The sequence below is a fragment of the Planotetraspora mira genome, from assembly GCF_016863275.1.
GTDB lineage: Bacteria > Actinomycetota > Actinomycetes > Streptosporangiales > Streptosporangiaceae > Planotetraspora > Planotetraspora mira.
The window spans coordinates 22,854-38,079 of record NZ_BOOO01000015.1 but is presented as its reverse complement, the minus strand read 5'-3'; the positions used below and the strand labels follow the sequence as shown (position 1 = coordinate 38,079).

Sequence of the window (15,226 nt, the reverse complement as noted above, 5' to 3'; positions counted from 1 at the left end):
ATCGCGGTGGACGTCCCGTCGGCGCTCCTAGACGACGCCGAGGCGGCGCGCGACGGCGGCGGCCTCTCCCCGCCCGGCCACCTGAAGCTTGGTGAGGATGTTCGAGACGTGGACGCTGGCGGTCTTGGCCGAGATGAACAGGGCTCCGGCGATCTCACGGTTGCTCCGCCCATCGGCGATGAGGCGGAGCACCTCCCGCTCCCGCGGCGTCAGCCCGAGCGAGTCGTCGCCGATACGCGTGCCGATCGCGACACGTGTCCGGCGGGCGCAGGTCTCGATCTCCTCCAGCAGCGGCCGGGCGCCGAGTCCGTGAGCCAGCGCGGCCGCCCGGCGGAGCCGTGTCGCGGCTTCCCTGCCCGGCGTCTGCCCGCCGGCCGCCTCCGCCGCCCGGAACAGCGCGTAGGCCTCCGGGTACGGCTCGCCCAGCGCCTCCCAGCCGGCGGCCACCGCCTGCCACGCCGCCTGCCGGGAGCGGCCCTCGGCCCGTTCCGCCTCCGCGTCGAAGACGAGCGCGTGCGCCTGCTCCGGGCGTCCGCCGGCAGGGGTCCTGCCGGCCTGGGTGCGTACCTCGGCCAGCATCTTGAGGGCACGCTCGCCGGGCATCTCGGCACAGGCCCGTGCGCAGCTCGCCAGCAGCGGCCAGCCGTACCGGGAGCTGACCGACGGATCGAGCTGAGTGAGCACGTGCTCGACGGCGTCGAGGGCGCCGGATCGGTCTCCGTGGGCCAGCCGGAGATCGATCCGCAGCCGCTCAGCGGGGAACAGCTCCTGCACCAGGGAATGGGCGGGGGCTATCACCGCGTCGAGGGCGGACATGGCGTCGTCCGCGGACTCGAGATCGCCGCGCGCCACCGCGATGACGCCGAGCAACCAGTGCAGGGAGGCGCGGGTCAGCCGCGGCGGGGAAAGCTCCAGCGCGTGCTCGACCACCTCCAGCACCTCGTCCCAGCGGCCCAGCGACATCAGCGGTTCCGCCAGGTTCATCGTGAGGAAGGCCCCGGAGGTGCGGGCCTGACCGTGCCGCCCGGCGAGCGCGATGCCGCGCCGGGCCGCCTCGACGGCGCGTTCGTGCTCGCCCATGCCCTCGAGGAGATGCGCCTCGTTCGTGGCGACGCGGAGCATCGCCGAATCGTCGGCCCCGCGTTCGTAGACCTCTCTCGCCCCGGCCAGCGCCGCCAGATGCTCCTCGGCGTCCTCGAGGAAGTCGCAGCCGGCGAGCGTGATGAGCGCGTGCGCCTCGACGGTCGCGTTGCCGAACTCGCGAGCCATGGCCAGCGCCTCGACCCCCAGCGTCCGGGCCTCCTCCCGGCCCGTCGGCATCAGGTAGAGGTGCTGGGCCAAAGTGGACAGCACCCGGGCGCGAGCGAGACTGGGCGGCTGCGCGGGCACGAGCCGGGCGGCCTCGCGCAGATCGTCCAGGGCGGTGTGGTCGCCCAGGCGGATCTTCAGCCTGCCCCGCTGTTCGAGCACGCCCGCGGAACGGACCGGATCGTCGATCTCCTTCAGCGCCGCCTTGGCGAACGCCATTCCGCGCTCCGTCTCGCCGGCGAGGTCGGCGGCCCTGATCGCCTTGACCAGTACGGAGCCGTGGTCGGCCCGCAGGCGCTCCGCGGCGTCCGGCACCTTGTCCCACAGCTCGAGAACACGGTCGAGCATGTGCAGGGACTCGGTGTAGGCCGCCGCCTCCATCGCGACGGAGGCGGCCTTCCACGCGCTGACCAGGGCCTCGGCGGTGTCCCTCACGGCATACCAGTGAAAGGCCAGCTCCGCGGCGGCCCGGCCGGGCGGCACGCGAGAGGGGTCGGCCTCCAGCGTCTCGGCGAACCTGCGGTGCGCCCGGGTGTGCTCGCCGGGCAGCAGGTCGCCGTGGACGGCCTCGCGGACCAGGGTGTGCCGGAAGGCGTACGCCTCGCCGTCGACGACCATCACGTTGCCCGCGACCGCGGGCCGCATGACCCGGGACAGCCCGGCGTCGTCCAGCCCGCTGACCGCGGCGAGCAGCGCGTGCTCCACCCGGTCGCCTCCGGCGCTGGCGAGCCGGAGGATCTCCTGAGTCTCCTCAGGCAGCTTCTGGACGCTCCCGAGCATCAGGTCGCGCACCGACTCCGGCAGTTCGCCGTCGATCCGGCCGGCGCCCAGCAGGGCCTCGACGAACAGCGGGTTGCCCTCGCTGCGCTCGTACACCTTGCCGAGGAGCCGGGGATCGAGATCATGCCCGAGGATGCTCCTCGCCTGCTCGGCCACGGCACGGCGGGACAGCGGGTCCAGCTCGAGCCGGCGCACCCAGGGGACGCGGCTGAGCTCGGCGAGCGACGGCCGGAGCGGATGGCTTCTGTGCAGCTCGTCGGACCGGTAGGTGACGATCATCAGCATGCCCGGCGGGAGGTTGCCGATCAGGTAGCTGAGCAGGTCGCGGGTGGAGCGTTCCGCCCATTGCGCGTCCTCGATCACCAGGACGACGGGCATCTCCGACGCCAGCCGCTCGAACAGCAGCAGCACATGGTCGAACAGCCGCGTGCGCGCCTCGGTCGTGCCGGACTCGGTGTCCGGCACGCCGAACTCGGGCAGCAGGCGGGCGAGGCCCCGGGGCGTGCCGCCGGGCAGCAGCGCCGTCACGCCTTCCACACCGATCTGGCGGACGAGTTGGCGGAGGACGGCGCTGAACGGCGCGAAGGGGAGGCCTTCCGCACTGATCTGGAGGCATCCGCCGACCAGGACGCGGATGCCGTGCTCTCCTCGGGGGCGCTTGAGGAACTCCCGGATCAGCCGGCTCTTCCCGACCCCCGCCTCCCCGCCCAGGAGGAGCGCCGCCGGGAGTTCCTCGAGTGCCGCCTCCATGAAAGCGACTTCACGGGCACGTCCCGCCAAAATGGTGCTAATCCCCCGATAAGCCGTCACGAGCCAAGGATGCCATCACGGGCTGACATTTCGATATAAACGGCTGGTCAGTGACCCGGTTCGGCGGCCCGTTCGATCGCCTTCTCCACCCCTCCCACCCGATCGGCGAGCAGGCCGATGGCGCCGACGGCACGGGCCATCGGGTCGTCCCCGTCTCCGCCGAGGGCCTTCGACCGCAGGTAGCCGGACTTCACCTCGGCCCAGCGCTCGGCCTGGCCGGGGGTCATCGTCCCGCGCAGCTCCGCCAGCTTGAGGAGGTTGGCCTCGGCCCCCGAGGTGAGGGTCTGGGCCTCTCCCAGGTAGTGGTCGTCGATCACGGCCTGGAGTTCGGCCTCGTTCATGATCGGGATGATCCGCTCGGCCAGCTTGTTCATGTTCCGGTACGACCCCTGGAGCTGGAAGGGCGGCTCGGTCCTGGAGGAGTCGGCCTGGGCGGCCGAGGCGATGTACGCCTGGTTGACCGACAGCACGATCTCCTGGACCTGGAGGAGCTTGGCCAGCACCGCGACGATCTGGTCGAGCTCGACCTTCGAATACGGGTGACTCAGCTGGTCGGCGCGCACGCCGGAGTCGCCTCGGGCCAGCCGTACGAGCGACTCGATGTCACCGCGGTCGCGCGTGGACAACGGCGCGAGGACGGGGTTGGAGGTCAGCGCGTTCTCGACGTAGCTGAGCGCGAACAGGTCCTCCTTGCCCGACAGCACGTCGCCGAGGTTCCACACGTCGGCCCGGTTCGCGAGCATGTCGGGGATGCGGAACCGCCTGCCCGCCTCGGTGTACGGGTTGCCCGCCATGCAGACGGCGAAGCGCTTGCCGCGCAGGTCGTAGGTGCGGGTCCGGCCGTTCCAGACGCCCTCCATCCGGCGCTGGGCGTCGCACATGGAGATGAACTTCTGCAGCAGCTCGGGAGAGGTGTGCTGGATGTCGTCGAGGTAGAGCAGCACGTTGTTCGAGCACTCCAGCGCGAACGAGACCTTCTCGATCTCCTGCCGCGCGGTCGCGTCCGGCGCCTGCGCCGGGTCGAGCGAGGTGACCGCGTTCCCCAGCGCCGGGCCGTTGACCTTCACGAAGACCAGGCCGAGCCGGCTCGCGACGTACTCCATCAGCGTCGTCTTGCCGTATCCCGGCGGGGAGATCAGCAGCAGCAGGCCCATCTGGTCGGTGCGCTTGTCGTCCCCCGCGGCGCCCAGTTGCTTGGCCAGGTTGTCGCCGATGAGCGGAAGGTAGACCTCGTCGAGCAGCCGGTTGCGCACGAACGCGCTCATCACCGTGGGCCGGTACTCCTCGAGCCGCAGCCGCGCCCGCTCACGCTCGACCAGCTCAGCGCGCCGCCGCTGGTAGGCGCGGTAGGCGGGCACCCGCTCGGTCCTGAACCGCCGGGTCCGGGCCAGCACCTCGTCGAGACGCAGGCCCAGGCTCCGCCCGGTCAGCCGGGGATGTGTGCCGAGCAGGTTCTCGACCGTGGCCGTCAGGGCCGCCGACGAGTCGTGGCGCGGGAGGTCGCACAGCTGCACGGCCACGGCCTCGGCCAGATCTCCCGCCGGTACGGCCCGCCGCTCGTCGGAAGCCCCCAGGTAGGCCCCGAGCCAGGCCTCGACGAGCTGGTGCCGGGCCTTCAGATCGTCGCCGAGTGCGCGCAGATCGGCCTCGAGTTCCTTCACGGAACCGCCGAGTACCCTGCGGAAACCGTCGAGGACGCCTCGGGCGGCGGCGCTCGTCACGAAACCGGGGGGCGTGCTCGACAGCTCCTCGAACAGGTACTCCCCCGCCAGGCCGGTCTCACCGCCCGGCAGGCCCGTGTCCCGCAGGAAGGCGTCCACGGCCGAGGCCAGCTCCGCTCGGATCTCGCCGACCGCGGGACCCTGGCGGAACATGGCCCGGGCTCTGGCCAGCGAACGCGCCCGCGTCGTCCAGGTCGAACGGGCGGCCTCGCCTGCGCCGAACGCCCAGAAGAACTGCGCGGCGGCGCGCGCCTCCGGCGGAAAACGCAGCAGGCCGGCGCCGGCGTGGAGGCGCAGCAGGGCGTCGAGGACGGCCGCGGCGTCGTGGTCGTGCACACCGCGCTCGTAGCCCTCGTCATAGCGGCTCTCCACCACGCGGCGGACCACGTCGAGGAGACCGCCGTCGACGAGCGCGGCCGCCTGGAGGGCGTCGAACGTGAAGGTCCCGCTCTCGCTCGATCCCCCGATGCCCGCAGCCTCGCGGCCCTGAGCCGGTCCGCCCGTCTCGGCGTCGGCGAGGATCGCGGCGGCGAGGTGCTCCGCGCGGTAGACGTCGGCGGACTCGGAGACGAGCAACTGGTCCCAGAACGGCCGGGTCGCGTCGAACGACTCGTCGCCGACCGGCGCCCGGTAGTCGGTCCCGGTGACGGCGAACGCCATTCGCCCGTCCAGCGGGACCAGTGTGAGGTCGAGCGGCTGGGTGTTGACGGCGAACCGGTGCCGGCCGAGCCGGATGGTCTCGCCGCCGTCGGCGTAGAGGTCGAGCCGGTCGCGCAACGCCCGGCCCGCGTCGAGCCGGGCGGCCTTGATCCGGCCCTCGAGCTCCTCGGCCCTGACCTGGTCTCCGAGCTCACGCAGCTCGCCGGAGACCGCGCGCAGCTTGGCCACCATCGGATCGGAGGCGAAGTAGGTGTTGACCTCGTCCAGTGACCCGAGGCTCGCGACCCGACGTCCCAGGCTGCTCAGGATCCGGTCGGCGGAGGCGGCGAGGCGGTCGGCCCGGCGCGCGCGCTCGTCGAGCAGCGCCTGCTTGCGCGAGGAGAACGCCTCGTAGACGTCCTCCCGTTTGTCCTCCAACCGGGCCACGAGGTCGTCGAACTCGCCGAATCGCGACTCCAGCCCCTCCAACTGGAGCATCAGCCGGCCGAGTTGCTCGTCGCACCGTTCGGGGGTGTCGGCCACGTCGAGCGCGCCGGTGATCGTCTGGCCGAGCACGGCGAACTCGGCGGCGAAGCCGGCCCGCCCCTCGCTCGCGAGAAGTTCCTCGCGCCGCGCGGTGAGCGTGGCCCTGGCCCGGTTGATCCCCCCGAGCACCTCGCCGATCCGTTCCAGGATCGCGGTGCGCACCGTCGCGTCGTCGATGTCCAGGGTGCCGACGACCTCGGTCAGGATGGACAGGCCCTCGCCCTGCTCGACGAGCCGCTCGGCGATCGGCGCGGACTCCGCGACGGTGCCGATGGCCCGCGCCTGCTCGGTGAGCCGTTCCACGTCGGCGTGGTAGCCGGTGAACGCGTCGTCGCCCTGGAGGAACGCGACGGCCCGACGCGCGGCCGTGCCGATCTCGGTGTCGAGGTCGGCCGTCAGCGCGTCGACCCGCTGGAGGTCGGCGTACCGCATCTCCCGCAACGTCGCGAGACGGCCCTGGGCCCGGCGCAGCTCGGCGAGTTGCCGCACCCAGGCGTCGGCCGTCATGGGCGACTCGCCCCGGGCCTGCCGTACGAGCGAGGCGATCCGCCCCGCGGCCTCCTCCAACGCGGACGCGGCCTGCTCGGTGAGCGACTGGACCTTCTCGAACTCGTCCAGGACCTGCTCGGCCGTCGCGCGGACGTCGGCGAGCGGAGTGCGCAGACCGTGGTCGTTCAGCCAGTGATAGTTGTCGAACGCCCGGACGCACGCGGCGATCAGCGCCTCGAACACCGGCACGGACGGCGCCATCTCCCCGACCATCCGGACGACGGACAGACAGTCGGAGATCCCGCGCACCAGTTCGGCGTTGCCGATCCGTTCCAGCGGGCCCGTGCCCACCGGCTGGGCCGCGGCGAAGGTGTCCGAGACGAACGGCGTCTGCCACACCTGCATGGGGTGCACGCGGGTCGGCTCGGCGGAGGTCTCCCGGAACACGATGAGGGTGCCGTCGTCGAACAGCGAGTAGCCGTGGCAGGTGATCGGGTTGGCGACCTCCTTGCGGATGACGTTGTACGGCAGGAGCAGCGTCCGGCCCTCCGCCCGCGCGTGGAAGACGTACAGCACGTCCTCGCCGTTGGGCGAGCGGATGACGCGCTCGAACTCCAGACTCGCCACGTCGGTGTCGAAGGTCTTCGCCGTGCCGGTGGCGAGGTAGTAGCCGCCGGGGAAGACGACGCCCTGGTCCTCGGGGAGCCGCAGGCAGGACTGGCCGATGCCGTCCAGCCTGACCACGGCCTTGGTCCTGGTGTTGAAGACCAGATGACGCCAGTCGGCCTCGTTGTAGGGCCGGATGCGCAGCAGGATGAGCGAGCCGACCCTCGCGTAGTGCACGTCGGCGTCGGCCAGGCTCTGCAGCGGCTCGGCGACGGGCTCGCGGTAGACGCCCTCCCCGCTCTCCGTGTTGTTCTCGATCTTGATGGTGAGGTCGCCGCCGACGGTCTCGACGAAGACCTCGTCTCCGATCGAGATGTGCGGATGGCGGCCGAGGACGTGGTCGTCCCTGGTGGTCCGCGTCCACTCGAAGTCGTGCGACGGCGGGAAGACGTGGTCGCGCTCGCCGCGGTTGTCCAGGTAGCCGATGGAGCCGTCGGGCGCGACCGTCCACCGCAACACCCGGATGTCCTGCGGGCCCGTCTGGAAGACCGCGAGCAGCCTGCCCTCCAGCCGGCGCAGCTGCAGCAGCCGGGTCTCCTTGTAGTACCGGTACAGCTCGCCGAAGTCCCGCTCGAACTGCGCGTCGCCGCCGATCGGCAGGGGTGCGTCGTCGAACCGGAACGCGTCTCCGTCGCGGGTGAACCGGTGAGCCGAGAACACGTCGGAGACCGTCGTCTCGGACTTCAGCCCGATGAACACGTTGTAGCCGAACAACATGACCCCGTCCGCCGACACGATGTCGCGGGGCACACAGTTGTTCTCCGTACGGACGCGATCGGTGCCCACGAGCCGGAGCTCTGTGCCGCCGAAGACCTCGAGCCGGTCGGCGTTGAGCGCCTCGGCGCGGCGGGCGAGCTCCTTGGCCTGCTCGGCCAGCCGCGCTCTGAGCACCTCGTAGGTGCCCGCGTCGAGCCCGGCCCGCGTCGCGGCGATCTGGGTGGTCTCTGTACCGGTGGTCCCCGCACCGGTGGTCACTGCGGTGTCTGTCCCGGCGGCCTCTGTCACGGAAACCTCTGTCACGGGTTCGTCGATGCCTCTTCGTCGATGTCCATTCGCCGGTGCATGTTCGCCGCCGTCTCCGCGTCAGCGCTCATGCACCGGCGTCCCTGCGTCAGTGCTTCGCCGCGTCCAGCGCCGCCACCGGCTGCTCGGCGACGCCGAGCCGTTGCGCGGCGTTCAGCAGCGCCTGCAGCTTGTCGGTGTCGGGCCCGCCCGCCTTGATGAGCTTCACCAGCAGCGCGGAGAGTGTGAGGTTCCGCACGTCCGCCGTGTCCAGCGACCCGAGCATCCGGCTGAGGTCCTGGGTGAGACTGGCGGTCCCGTCCAGGTACGGCCGGGTGAGCGCACTCGCGACGGTGGAGTTCTCGATGAAGCCGTCGACGCTCTTGCCCATCGAGATCGAGCTCATCAGCCGGTCGAAGAAGACGGTGTCGCCGCCGACGATGTCGATGTCGGCCTTCTCCAGCCCCGCCGCCAGCACGACCGCCTGCGACTCGGCGATCTCCCGCTGGACCTCGATGCTCCTGAGCCGGACCTCCTTGTCCGCCTCCAGCCGCAGGCGGTACTCCTCGTGTCCGCGGCTCGCATCGTCGAGCGCGGCCATCGCCGCAGCCTTCTCGGTGAGGCCCTCGGCCTCGGCCTTCAGCTTCTCGCCCACCGCGGCCGCGGCCGCGAGCGCCTTCGCCTGCTCGCCTTCGGCCTCCGCCTTGAGCCTCTCGCCGACGGCCAGGGCGGCGGCGAGCCCCTTCTCCCTGTCGACGGCGGCCTCCGCGCGGCCCACCTTCTCGATGGCCTCGGCGTCGCGCTCGCGCACCTGGACCTCGGCGAGCCCGGCCGCCGCGGCCTCCGCCTGCAGCCCCTCCGCGAGGCGGATCTTCGCTCGGCTGTCCAGCTCGGCCGCCTGCTGGCGGGCCTCGGCGAGGACGACCTCTTCGCGGGCCCTGTGCTTGGCGGCCTGCTCGGCGGCCTCGGCCGCCTTGATGTCCTTGACGAGGTTCTCCTGTGCCTCGGCCTCGGCCTGGATCACGATCGCCTGGCGCGTGCGCTCGGCCTCCTCGACCACCCGCAGGCGCTTGATGGTCTCCTCCTGCTCGGCGACCGTCTTGTCCACCGCGATCCGCTCACGCATCACCTCGGCGATGGCCCGCTTCTCGACCTCGAGCTCCTTGTCCTTGGCGATGCGCGACAGCTCGGTCTCGCGCTCCCTGGCGATCACCTCGAGCATGCGGTCCTTCTCGATCCGCTCGGTCTCGATCGCGATGACGCGCTCGCGGTTCTTCTCCGCGACGGCGACCTCTCTGGCCCGGTTCTCGTTCTGGACGCCCAGCTGCTCGTCGGTGCGGATGCTGGCCGTCTGCGCCTTGAGTCGCTCCTCGGCCCGCACCTTGGAGGTCTCCGCCTCCTCGCGCGCCCGCATGGTCTCGATCTCACGCCTCTGCTTCGTCTCCGCGTCGGCCTGCCGCCGCTCCAGCTCGAGGATGGCCTCCCGCGCGTCGACGTTCTGGCGGGTGATCTCCTTCTCCTCGTTGCGCTGGTACTCGTTGGTCCTGACGTGCTCGATCGCGGTCAGCTCGGTGATCTTGCGGATGCCCTGGGCGTCGAGGATGTTGGCCGGGTCGAGCTGGGCCATGGGCGTCTGCTCGAGGTAGTCGATGGCGGCGTCCTCGAGGCTGTAGCCGTTCAGGTCGGTGCCGATCACACGGACGATCTGGTCCCGGAACTCGTCGCGCTTGGTGTAGAGATCGACGAAGTCGAGTTGCTTGCCGACCGTCTTGAGCGCCTCGGAGAACTTGGCGTTGAACAACACCTGCAGCGTCTGCTCGTCACTGGCCCTGGCGGTGCCGATCGCCTGGGCGACCTTGATGACGTCCTCGACGGTCTTGTTGACTCGGACGAAGAACGTGATGCGGATGTCGGCCCGGATGTTGTCGCGGCAGATGAGCCCTTCCTGCCCGGTCCGAGTGATCTCGATGGTCTTCACCGAGATGTCCATTATCTCGGACTTGTGCAGCACGGGCAGGACGACCGCCCCGGTGAACGTGACGTCGACTTTCCGTACCTTGGAGACGATCAGGGCCTTGCCCTGGTCGACCTTGCGGAACAGGCGGCTGATGACGAACACCATGCCGATGACGACGAGAAGGATGACGCCTAAGAGCACGCCCATTCCAGTGGTGATGACATCCATTCGCAAGGTCCCCTGTCAGTGCATTTCATAGGGCATGACCCAGAAGAACTCACCCTCCGGGTCATAGCCGAAGATGAGGGCGGAACTGCCGGCGCGAAGGTCGTCCTCGCCGGTCTGCCGCACCTGGATGACAGCCGAGGAGCCGTCCTCGGCGGTCACCTCGGCCTGGCCGAAGTCACGCCCGACCCGTCCGGTGCGGATGACGCACATCCGGCCGACGAAGTCGTTCCGCGAGGGCGCGGCGATCGGCGGCAGGAACCGCCGGAACGGCAGCGCCAAAAGGCGGGTGAGCAGCCAGGCGGCGAGCAGCGCGACCAGCAGGACGCCGATCCGGGCGGGCGTCCCGTCGACCAGGGTCACTCCGACGAGGCTGACGAACCAGGCGATCGCCACCATGAGCGAGAGCACGACGCCCGCGGGAAGCCCACGCAGGCCGATGCCGGACAGGAAGTCGTCAGGAAGGTCCAGCCCGAGCCCGCCGAGCAGAACAAGCACCCAATAAGCGATGACGACGACCAACATGAAGCTGAACAGGACGGCCGGAAACCCGAGCGCCGTGCCGACGAAATCCCCCATCGACTCCCACCGTTTTACGTTCGTCCCCCCTGAGACGTATGCATTATTGCCTGATAACCAGGCATTTGTAAGTAACAAAAGGAATGCGAATATCGGGCACTTTTCGCCGCGTCAGCCCGTTGTTGTCACAACGGCACTCGACGCGCCCAAGGCATCGGCGTACGGCTGAATGCCGTTCAAGGAATTGCCCTGGGGGCGCTCAACCGCCGGGCCGTATCAGGCCGCTCTCATAGGCCAGGATGACCAGCTGGACCCTGTCACGCACGTCCAGTTTGGCGATGGCCCTGGTGATGTGGGCTCTTGGCGGTTGATGACGAGACGGCCGGCGATCTCGTCGTTGGACAGGCCGAGCGCCACGAGCCGGACCACTTCCCGTTCTCGTGCGGTGAGGACGGCCAACCGCTGGCCGGCGCCGGGAGTCAGGTCCTGCCGATGGGCGAACTGCTCGACGACACGGCGGGTGACCCCCGGCGACAGGAGCGCGTCTCCGGCTGCGACGGCGGCGACCGCACGGCGCAACTCAGCCGGCTCGACCTCCTTGGTGAGGAAGCCGCTGGCTCCGGCGCGCAGCGCGGCGAAGACGTGTTCGTCGGTGTCGAAGGTGGTGAGGATGACGACACGGCAGCCCGGAGTGGCCTGGCCGGTGACGATGCGGCGGGTGGCGGTGATGCCGTCGGTGCCGGGCATGCGGATGTCCATGAGGATGACGTCCGGTCGGGTACTCGCGGCCAGCCGTACGGCCTCGTCGCCGTCGGCGGCCTCGCCGACGACCGTGACGTCCCGGGAGCGGGACAGCAGGCTGCGGAAGCCGGCCCGCACGAGTGCCTGGTCGTCGGCGAGAAGCACCTTGATCGTCACAGTGCCGAGCCTGCCACAGGGATCTCGGCCCTCACGGCGAAGCCGCCGGGGACCGTCCCCGCGGTGAGCGCGCCCCCCAGAGCTCTCACCCGTTCGCGCATGCCGGCCAGGCCGTGCCCCTCATGTACGGCGCTGCCGGAGTCTCCCCTGCCGTCATCGACGATCTCGACGGTGACGGAGCGCGGCTGGTATCCGATCGTCACCTCGGCCCTGGACGCCCCCGAATGCTTGAGCGTGTTGGCGAGGGACTCCTGGACGATGCGGTAGACCGCGACGGCGGTGACGGCGGGGACGCCCGAAGGGGTGCCGCGCTCATCGAAGATCACCCCCAGCCCGGCCGCGCGGGCGTCGGCGATGAGCGTGCCGAGGGAGGCGAGGCCGGGCTGAGGTGCGGTGCCGTCGGGACCCTCACGCAGGACGCCGATAAGAGAGGCGAGATCGGCCATCGCCCGGTTCCTGACCTCCTGGGCCATGCGCAGCGCGGCGGCCGCCTCGGCCGGCTCCTCCTGGAGTGTGTCGGCGGCGACGTTGAGGTGGACGCCGACGACAGCCAGGGTGTGGGCGACGATGTCGTGCACCTCACGCGAGACCCGCAGCCGTTCCTCGGCGTCGCGGGCTCGGCTGTCGGTCTCGCGCAACCGCTCGCGCCAACGCTGCGCGGCCGCGTAGGCGACACCTGCCGCGAGGAGGAACGCCAGCAGCAACCCCTCGCCGGCGATGTGGATGACGAAGCGGCCGGTGCTCCTGTCGAGGACCCACCGGAAGTCGACGGCGGAGTAGACGAGTTGGGCGACGCCGATGACGGCTACCCAGCGCACGCGGGGGGAGGCGGCGGCGGTGAAGTAGGCGACCGACGCCGGCCAGATCCAGCCGCCCTCGAAGTCGCTCGTCAGGCGGTAGACGAAAATCCCGGCGATCGACAGCAGCAACACGGTCATCGGCCGGCGGCGCCTGAGAAGCAGGAGGCCGCCGAGGAACAGGGCGAGGGGGATCGTGCCCTGCCAGGGTGAGTGCACCCCGGCTGCGATAGCGCCGATGGTGAAGCCGATCACGGTGAGAGTGGCGAGCACGCCGTCGACCATCCTGGCGGAGTGGCGGACAGAGGCGGGTTCACGCTGCGGAGACGGTCCGGCCGTACGGCCGGAGACGGGTTCACGCTGCGGAGACGGTTCGGCCATGCGGCCGGAGACGGGTTCACGCTGCGGAGACGGTTCGGCCATGCGGAGATCCTTCCTCAAGGGGCGAGGCGCAACGCTAGGCCGGGCCGTACGCGAGCCGCGTCGTCCGTCGACCGTCACCCGGGCCTACACCGATCGAGGTACGCCCTACGCCGAGGGGAGCAGAGGCCAGACCGGCCGTCCGCGTCGAGCGCGTCCGGCCGGTCGTAAGGCGGGGGTGTTTCAGAAGACGGTTCCCGGAGTGACCGGAGCCGGGCGCGCCGCTGTCAGGAGCCAGACCCGGCACGTGGGAAGTCACGAGCCTTGATCTTGGCCATCCGGCCGTCCGGGTGGTGCCAGACGATGCCCTCGTACGGACGTGCGTGGAGCCAGTCGCGCAGTCCGTCGAAGTCCCGCGGCGCCGTCTTGACGTCCGCGTCGAGCGTGCCCGGCGCCAAGGCATGGCGCATCAGGGCGTGCCCGGGGAACCCGTCCGGATTTCCATTGATCTTGGGGCCGAGCAGTTCGTAGGTGCCCGGCTCGAACGCCTCGGTCGCCGCCGCCTCGGCTTCCGCGTGCCAGCGGGCGAAGGCGGACTGAACCATGGGCTCCCAGCCGACGGTCTTGCCCGTCTCCTCGTCAGTGGAGAGGGTGACGAATCCCGCGGGGGCCGCCTTGCCCGGCTTGACCTCACGACGCGCCCACCAGTCGGTCCCGTCGAACATCACACAGGTCCCGTCCCATTTCAGCGTGGGGGTCCCCGCACCGGCGAATACCCAGGAGCACTCCGGGTTCTCCTCGCGGGTGACGAACTTGGGGTTGCCGTCCCAGTCGCGGTCGTAGATGGTCGGGATCTTTCTCACGGGGGCGTCCTCTCGCAGGACCACGCTTGTTCGTGCCACGTCTCGCCGGGCCGCGGAGACGCCACGCCGGCGCCGTACGGCCGGTGAGACTGGCGGTGACCACCTGATATTGCCGCTCGGGGCGGCGCGATAGCGAGTTGTTTTATCCACGTTCGGGCTGTCAGCCCCGGTGCGGTTCCAGTTCGCACCAGTGGCTGTAGCAGTTGCCGAGCAGGCCGTCGCCCTCGCCGTTCTTCATCGCCCGCGCGGCGCCGGCCAGAGCGCCTCCGCGCAGGTCGAGTTCGAGCCCGAGGTAGGGGCTGTTCACCAGCGCGTCCACAGTGGGGAGCTGGAGCGGCACCCCGACGCGCAGGTCCCAGTAGTCGGAGGCGGTGATGGTCGGCGCCTCGGTCATTTCGCCGCCGTCCACGCCGACCTCGGCGCGTCCGTCCGCGTGGAGCCGCAGCGCGATGGAGACGTCGGCGGCGCCGTCGACCCGCACCCGCCCTTCCCAGGAACCGGCAGGCACGGCCACGGGCCGCTCACGATCGTCGCCGGGAGGAAGACAGCCCGGCGTGAAGCCGTCGACGAGCTCGGTCAGCACGTGCTCGGCCACCGACGTCCGCGCCCGCCCACCGCTCTGGTTGGTGAGCACGCACACCGACAACCGCAGGTCCGGGACGACGACCAGCAACGCGGCCACCCCGCCCATGCTCCCGCTGTGGCTGAGCACCGTGTGGCGGCCGCCGCACGACACGAACCAGCCGAGGCCGTACCCGAGCCGGTCGTCGATCGGCGCCGCCGCAGACATCTCGGCGGCGGTTCCCGGACGGAGAACCCCTCGGCCGCCCGCCTGCGACAGGCCGAAAACGGCCAGGTCGGCCGCCGTCCCCCAGGCGAGGGACGCGCCCCGGTGGGTGCTGTCGTAGACCGGGTAGACCCGCCCGTCGGCGGTGTAGCGCAGCGCCTCCTGCGCCGACCCGTGATAGGCGGGGCCGATGTGGCAGCTCGTCAGCCCGAGAGGGCCGAAGACCTGCTCCTGGACGTAGTCGGCCGGATCCTGCCCGGTGACCGATTCCAGGACCATGTCGAGGATTCCGTAGCCGAGGTTGGAGTATTCGAAGCGGGTGCCCGGCTCCCGGTACAGCGTCCCGTACCGCTCCACGGTCTGCCTGGCCGCGGGCCTGGCCACGGGCGAGTCCGCGTAGAAGAAGTCGTAGTGGGTCCCCAGCCCGCCGCGATGCTGGAGGAGTTCGCGCACGGTCGGCGTGCGGTGCTCACGGAACCGGGGCAGCCGGCAGCCGGACAGGTAGTCCTCGACGGACGCGTCCAGATCCAGCGACCCCGTGTCGGCCGCCACGCACACCGCGGTCGCGGTGATGGGCTTGGTCACCGACGCGACCAGGTAGGCGGTGTCCGTGGTGGCCCGGCGTCCCGTGGCGACGTCGGCCAGGCCGAACGCCTCGGCGTGCACCACGGAGTCCCCCTGGGCGACGGCGACGGAGACCGAGGCGCACCCGCCCGCCGCGACGACCTCGGCACCGTGTGCCGCGAGCCCCTCGAGCATGGTCAACTCCTCTTCTATCGGGAGGATCCGACTGTAATCTCCCTAAACGAGCGTCCAATCTCCCGGAACGGGCCGACCGG

General features: G+C 70.7%; 7 protein-coding genes and 1 pseudogene. All 8 read right to left on the bottom strand.

All coding sequences use genetic code 11. From position 1 onward, the window contains the following. Positions 1-27: 27 nt before the first annotated feature. On the bottom strand, positions 28-2,898 hold the full coding sequence (locus Pmi06nite_RS42580) for an ATP-binding protein (protein ID WP_275409567.1): 2,871 nt from the start codon (positions 2,896-2,898) through the stop codon (positions 28-30). 47 nt (positions 2,899-2,945) lie between these two features. Beyond that, positions 2,946-7,892 (bottom strand): DNA repair ATPase, encoded by a 4,947-nt coding sequence (locus Pmi06nite_RS13680; protein ID WP_203953572.1) that lies wholly within the window; start codon positions 7,890-7,892, stop codon positions 2,946-2,948. Between the two features lie 178 nt (positions 7,893-8,070). Next, positions 8,071-10,146 carry a flotillin family protein gene (locus Pmi06nite_RS13675; protein ID WP_203953348.1) on the bottom strand — a complete coding sequence of 692 codons (2,076 nt, stop codon included), beginning with the start codon at positions 10,144-10,146 and terminating at the stop codon, positions 8,071-8,073. Positions 10,147-10,161: 15 nt separating this feature from the next. Beyond that, positions 10,162-10,722: a hypothetical protein gene (locus Pmi06nite_RS13670; RefSeq protein WP_203953347.1), complete on the bottom strand. Its 561-nt coding sequence runs from the start codon at positions 10,720-10,722 to the stop codon at positions 10,162-10,164. A 199-nt stretch (positions 10,723-10,921) separates the two neighbouring features. Further along, positions 10,922-11,580 (bottom strand): annotated as a pseudogene (locus Pmi06nite_RS13665) (response regulator). Then, positions 11,577-12,800, bottom strand: a complete 1,224-nt coding sequence (locus tag Pmi06nite_RS13660; protein WP_203953346.1) for a sensor histidine kinase — start codon at positions 12,798-12,800, stop codon at positions 11,577-11,579. The pseudogene Pmi06nite_RS13665 and the gene Pmi06nite_RS13660 overlap by 4 nt, the downstream one beginning before the upstream one ends. A gap of 224 nt (positions 12,801-13,024) precedes the next feature. Further along, complete coding sequence (locus tag Pmi06nite_RS13655; RefSeq protein ID WP_203953345.1) at positions 13,025-13,600, bottom strand: RNA ligase 1 family protein; 576 nt, start codon at positions 13,598-13,600, stop codon at positions 13,025-13,027. A gap of 160 nt (positions 13,601-13,760) precedes the next feature. Next, a complete protein-coding gene (locus Pmi06nite_RS13650) occupies positions 13,761-15,146 on the bottom strand; it encodes a serine hydrolase domain-containing protein (protein WP_203953344.1) in 1,386 nt (461 codons plus the stop codon). Positions 15,147-15,226 lie beyond the last annotated feature (80 nt).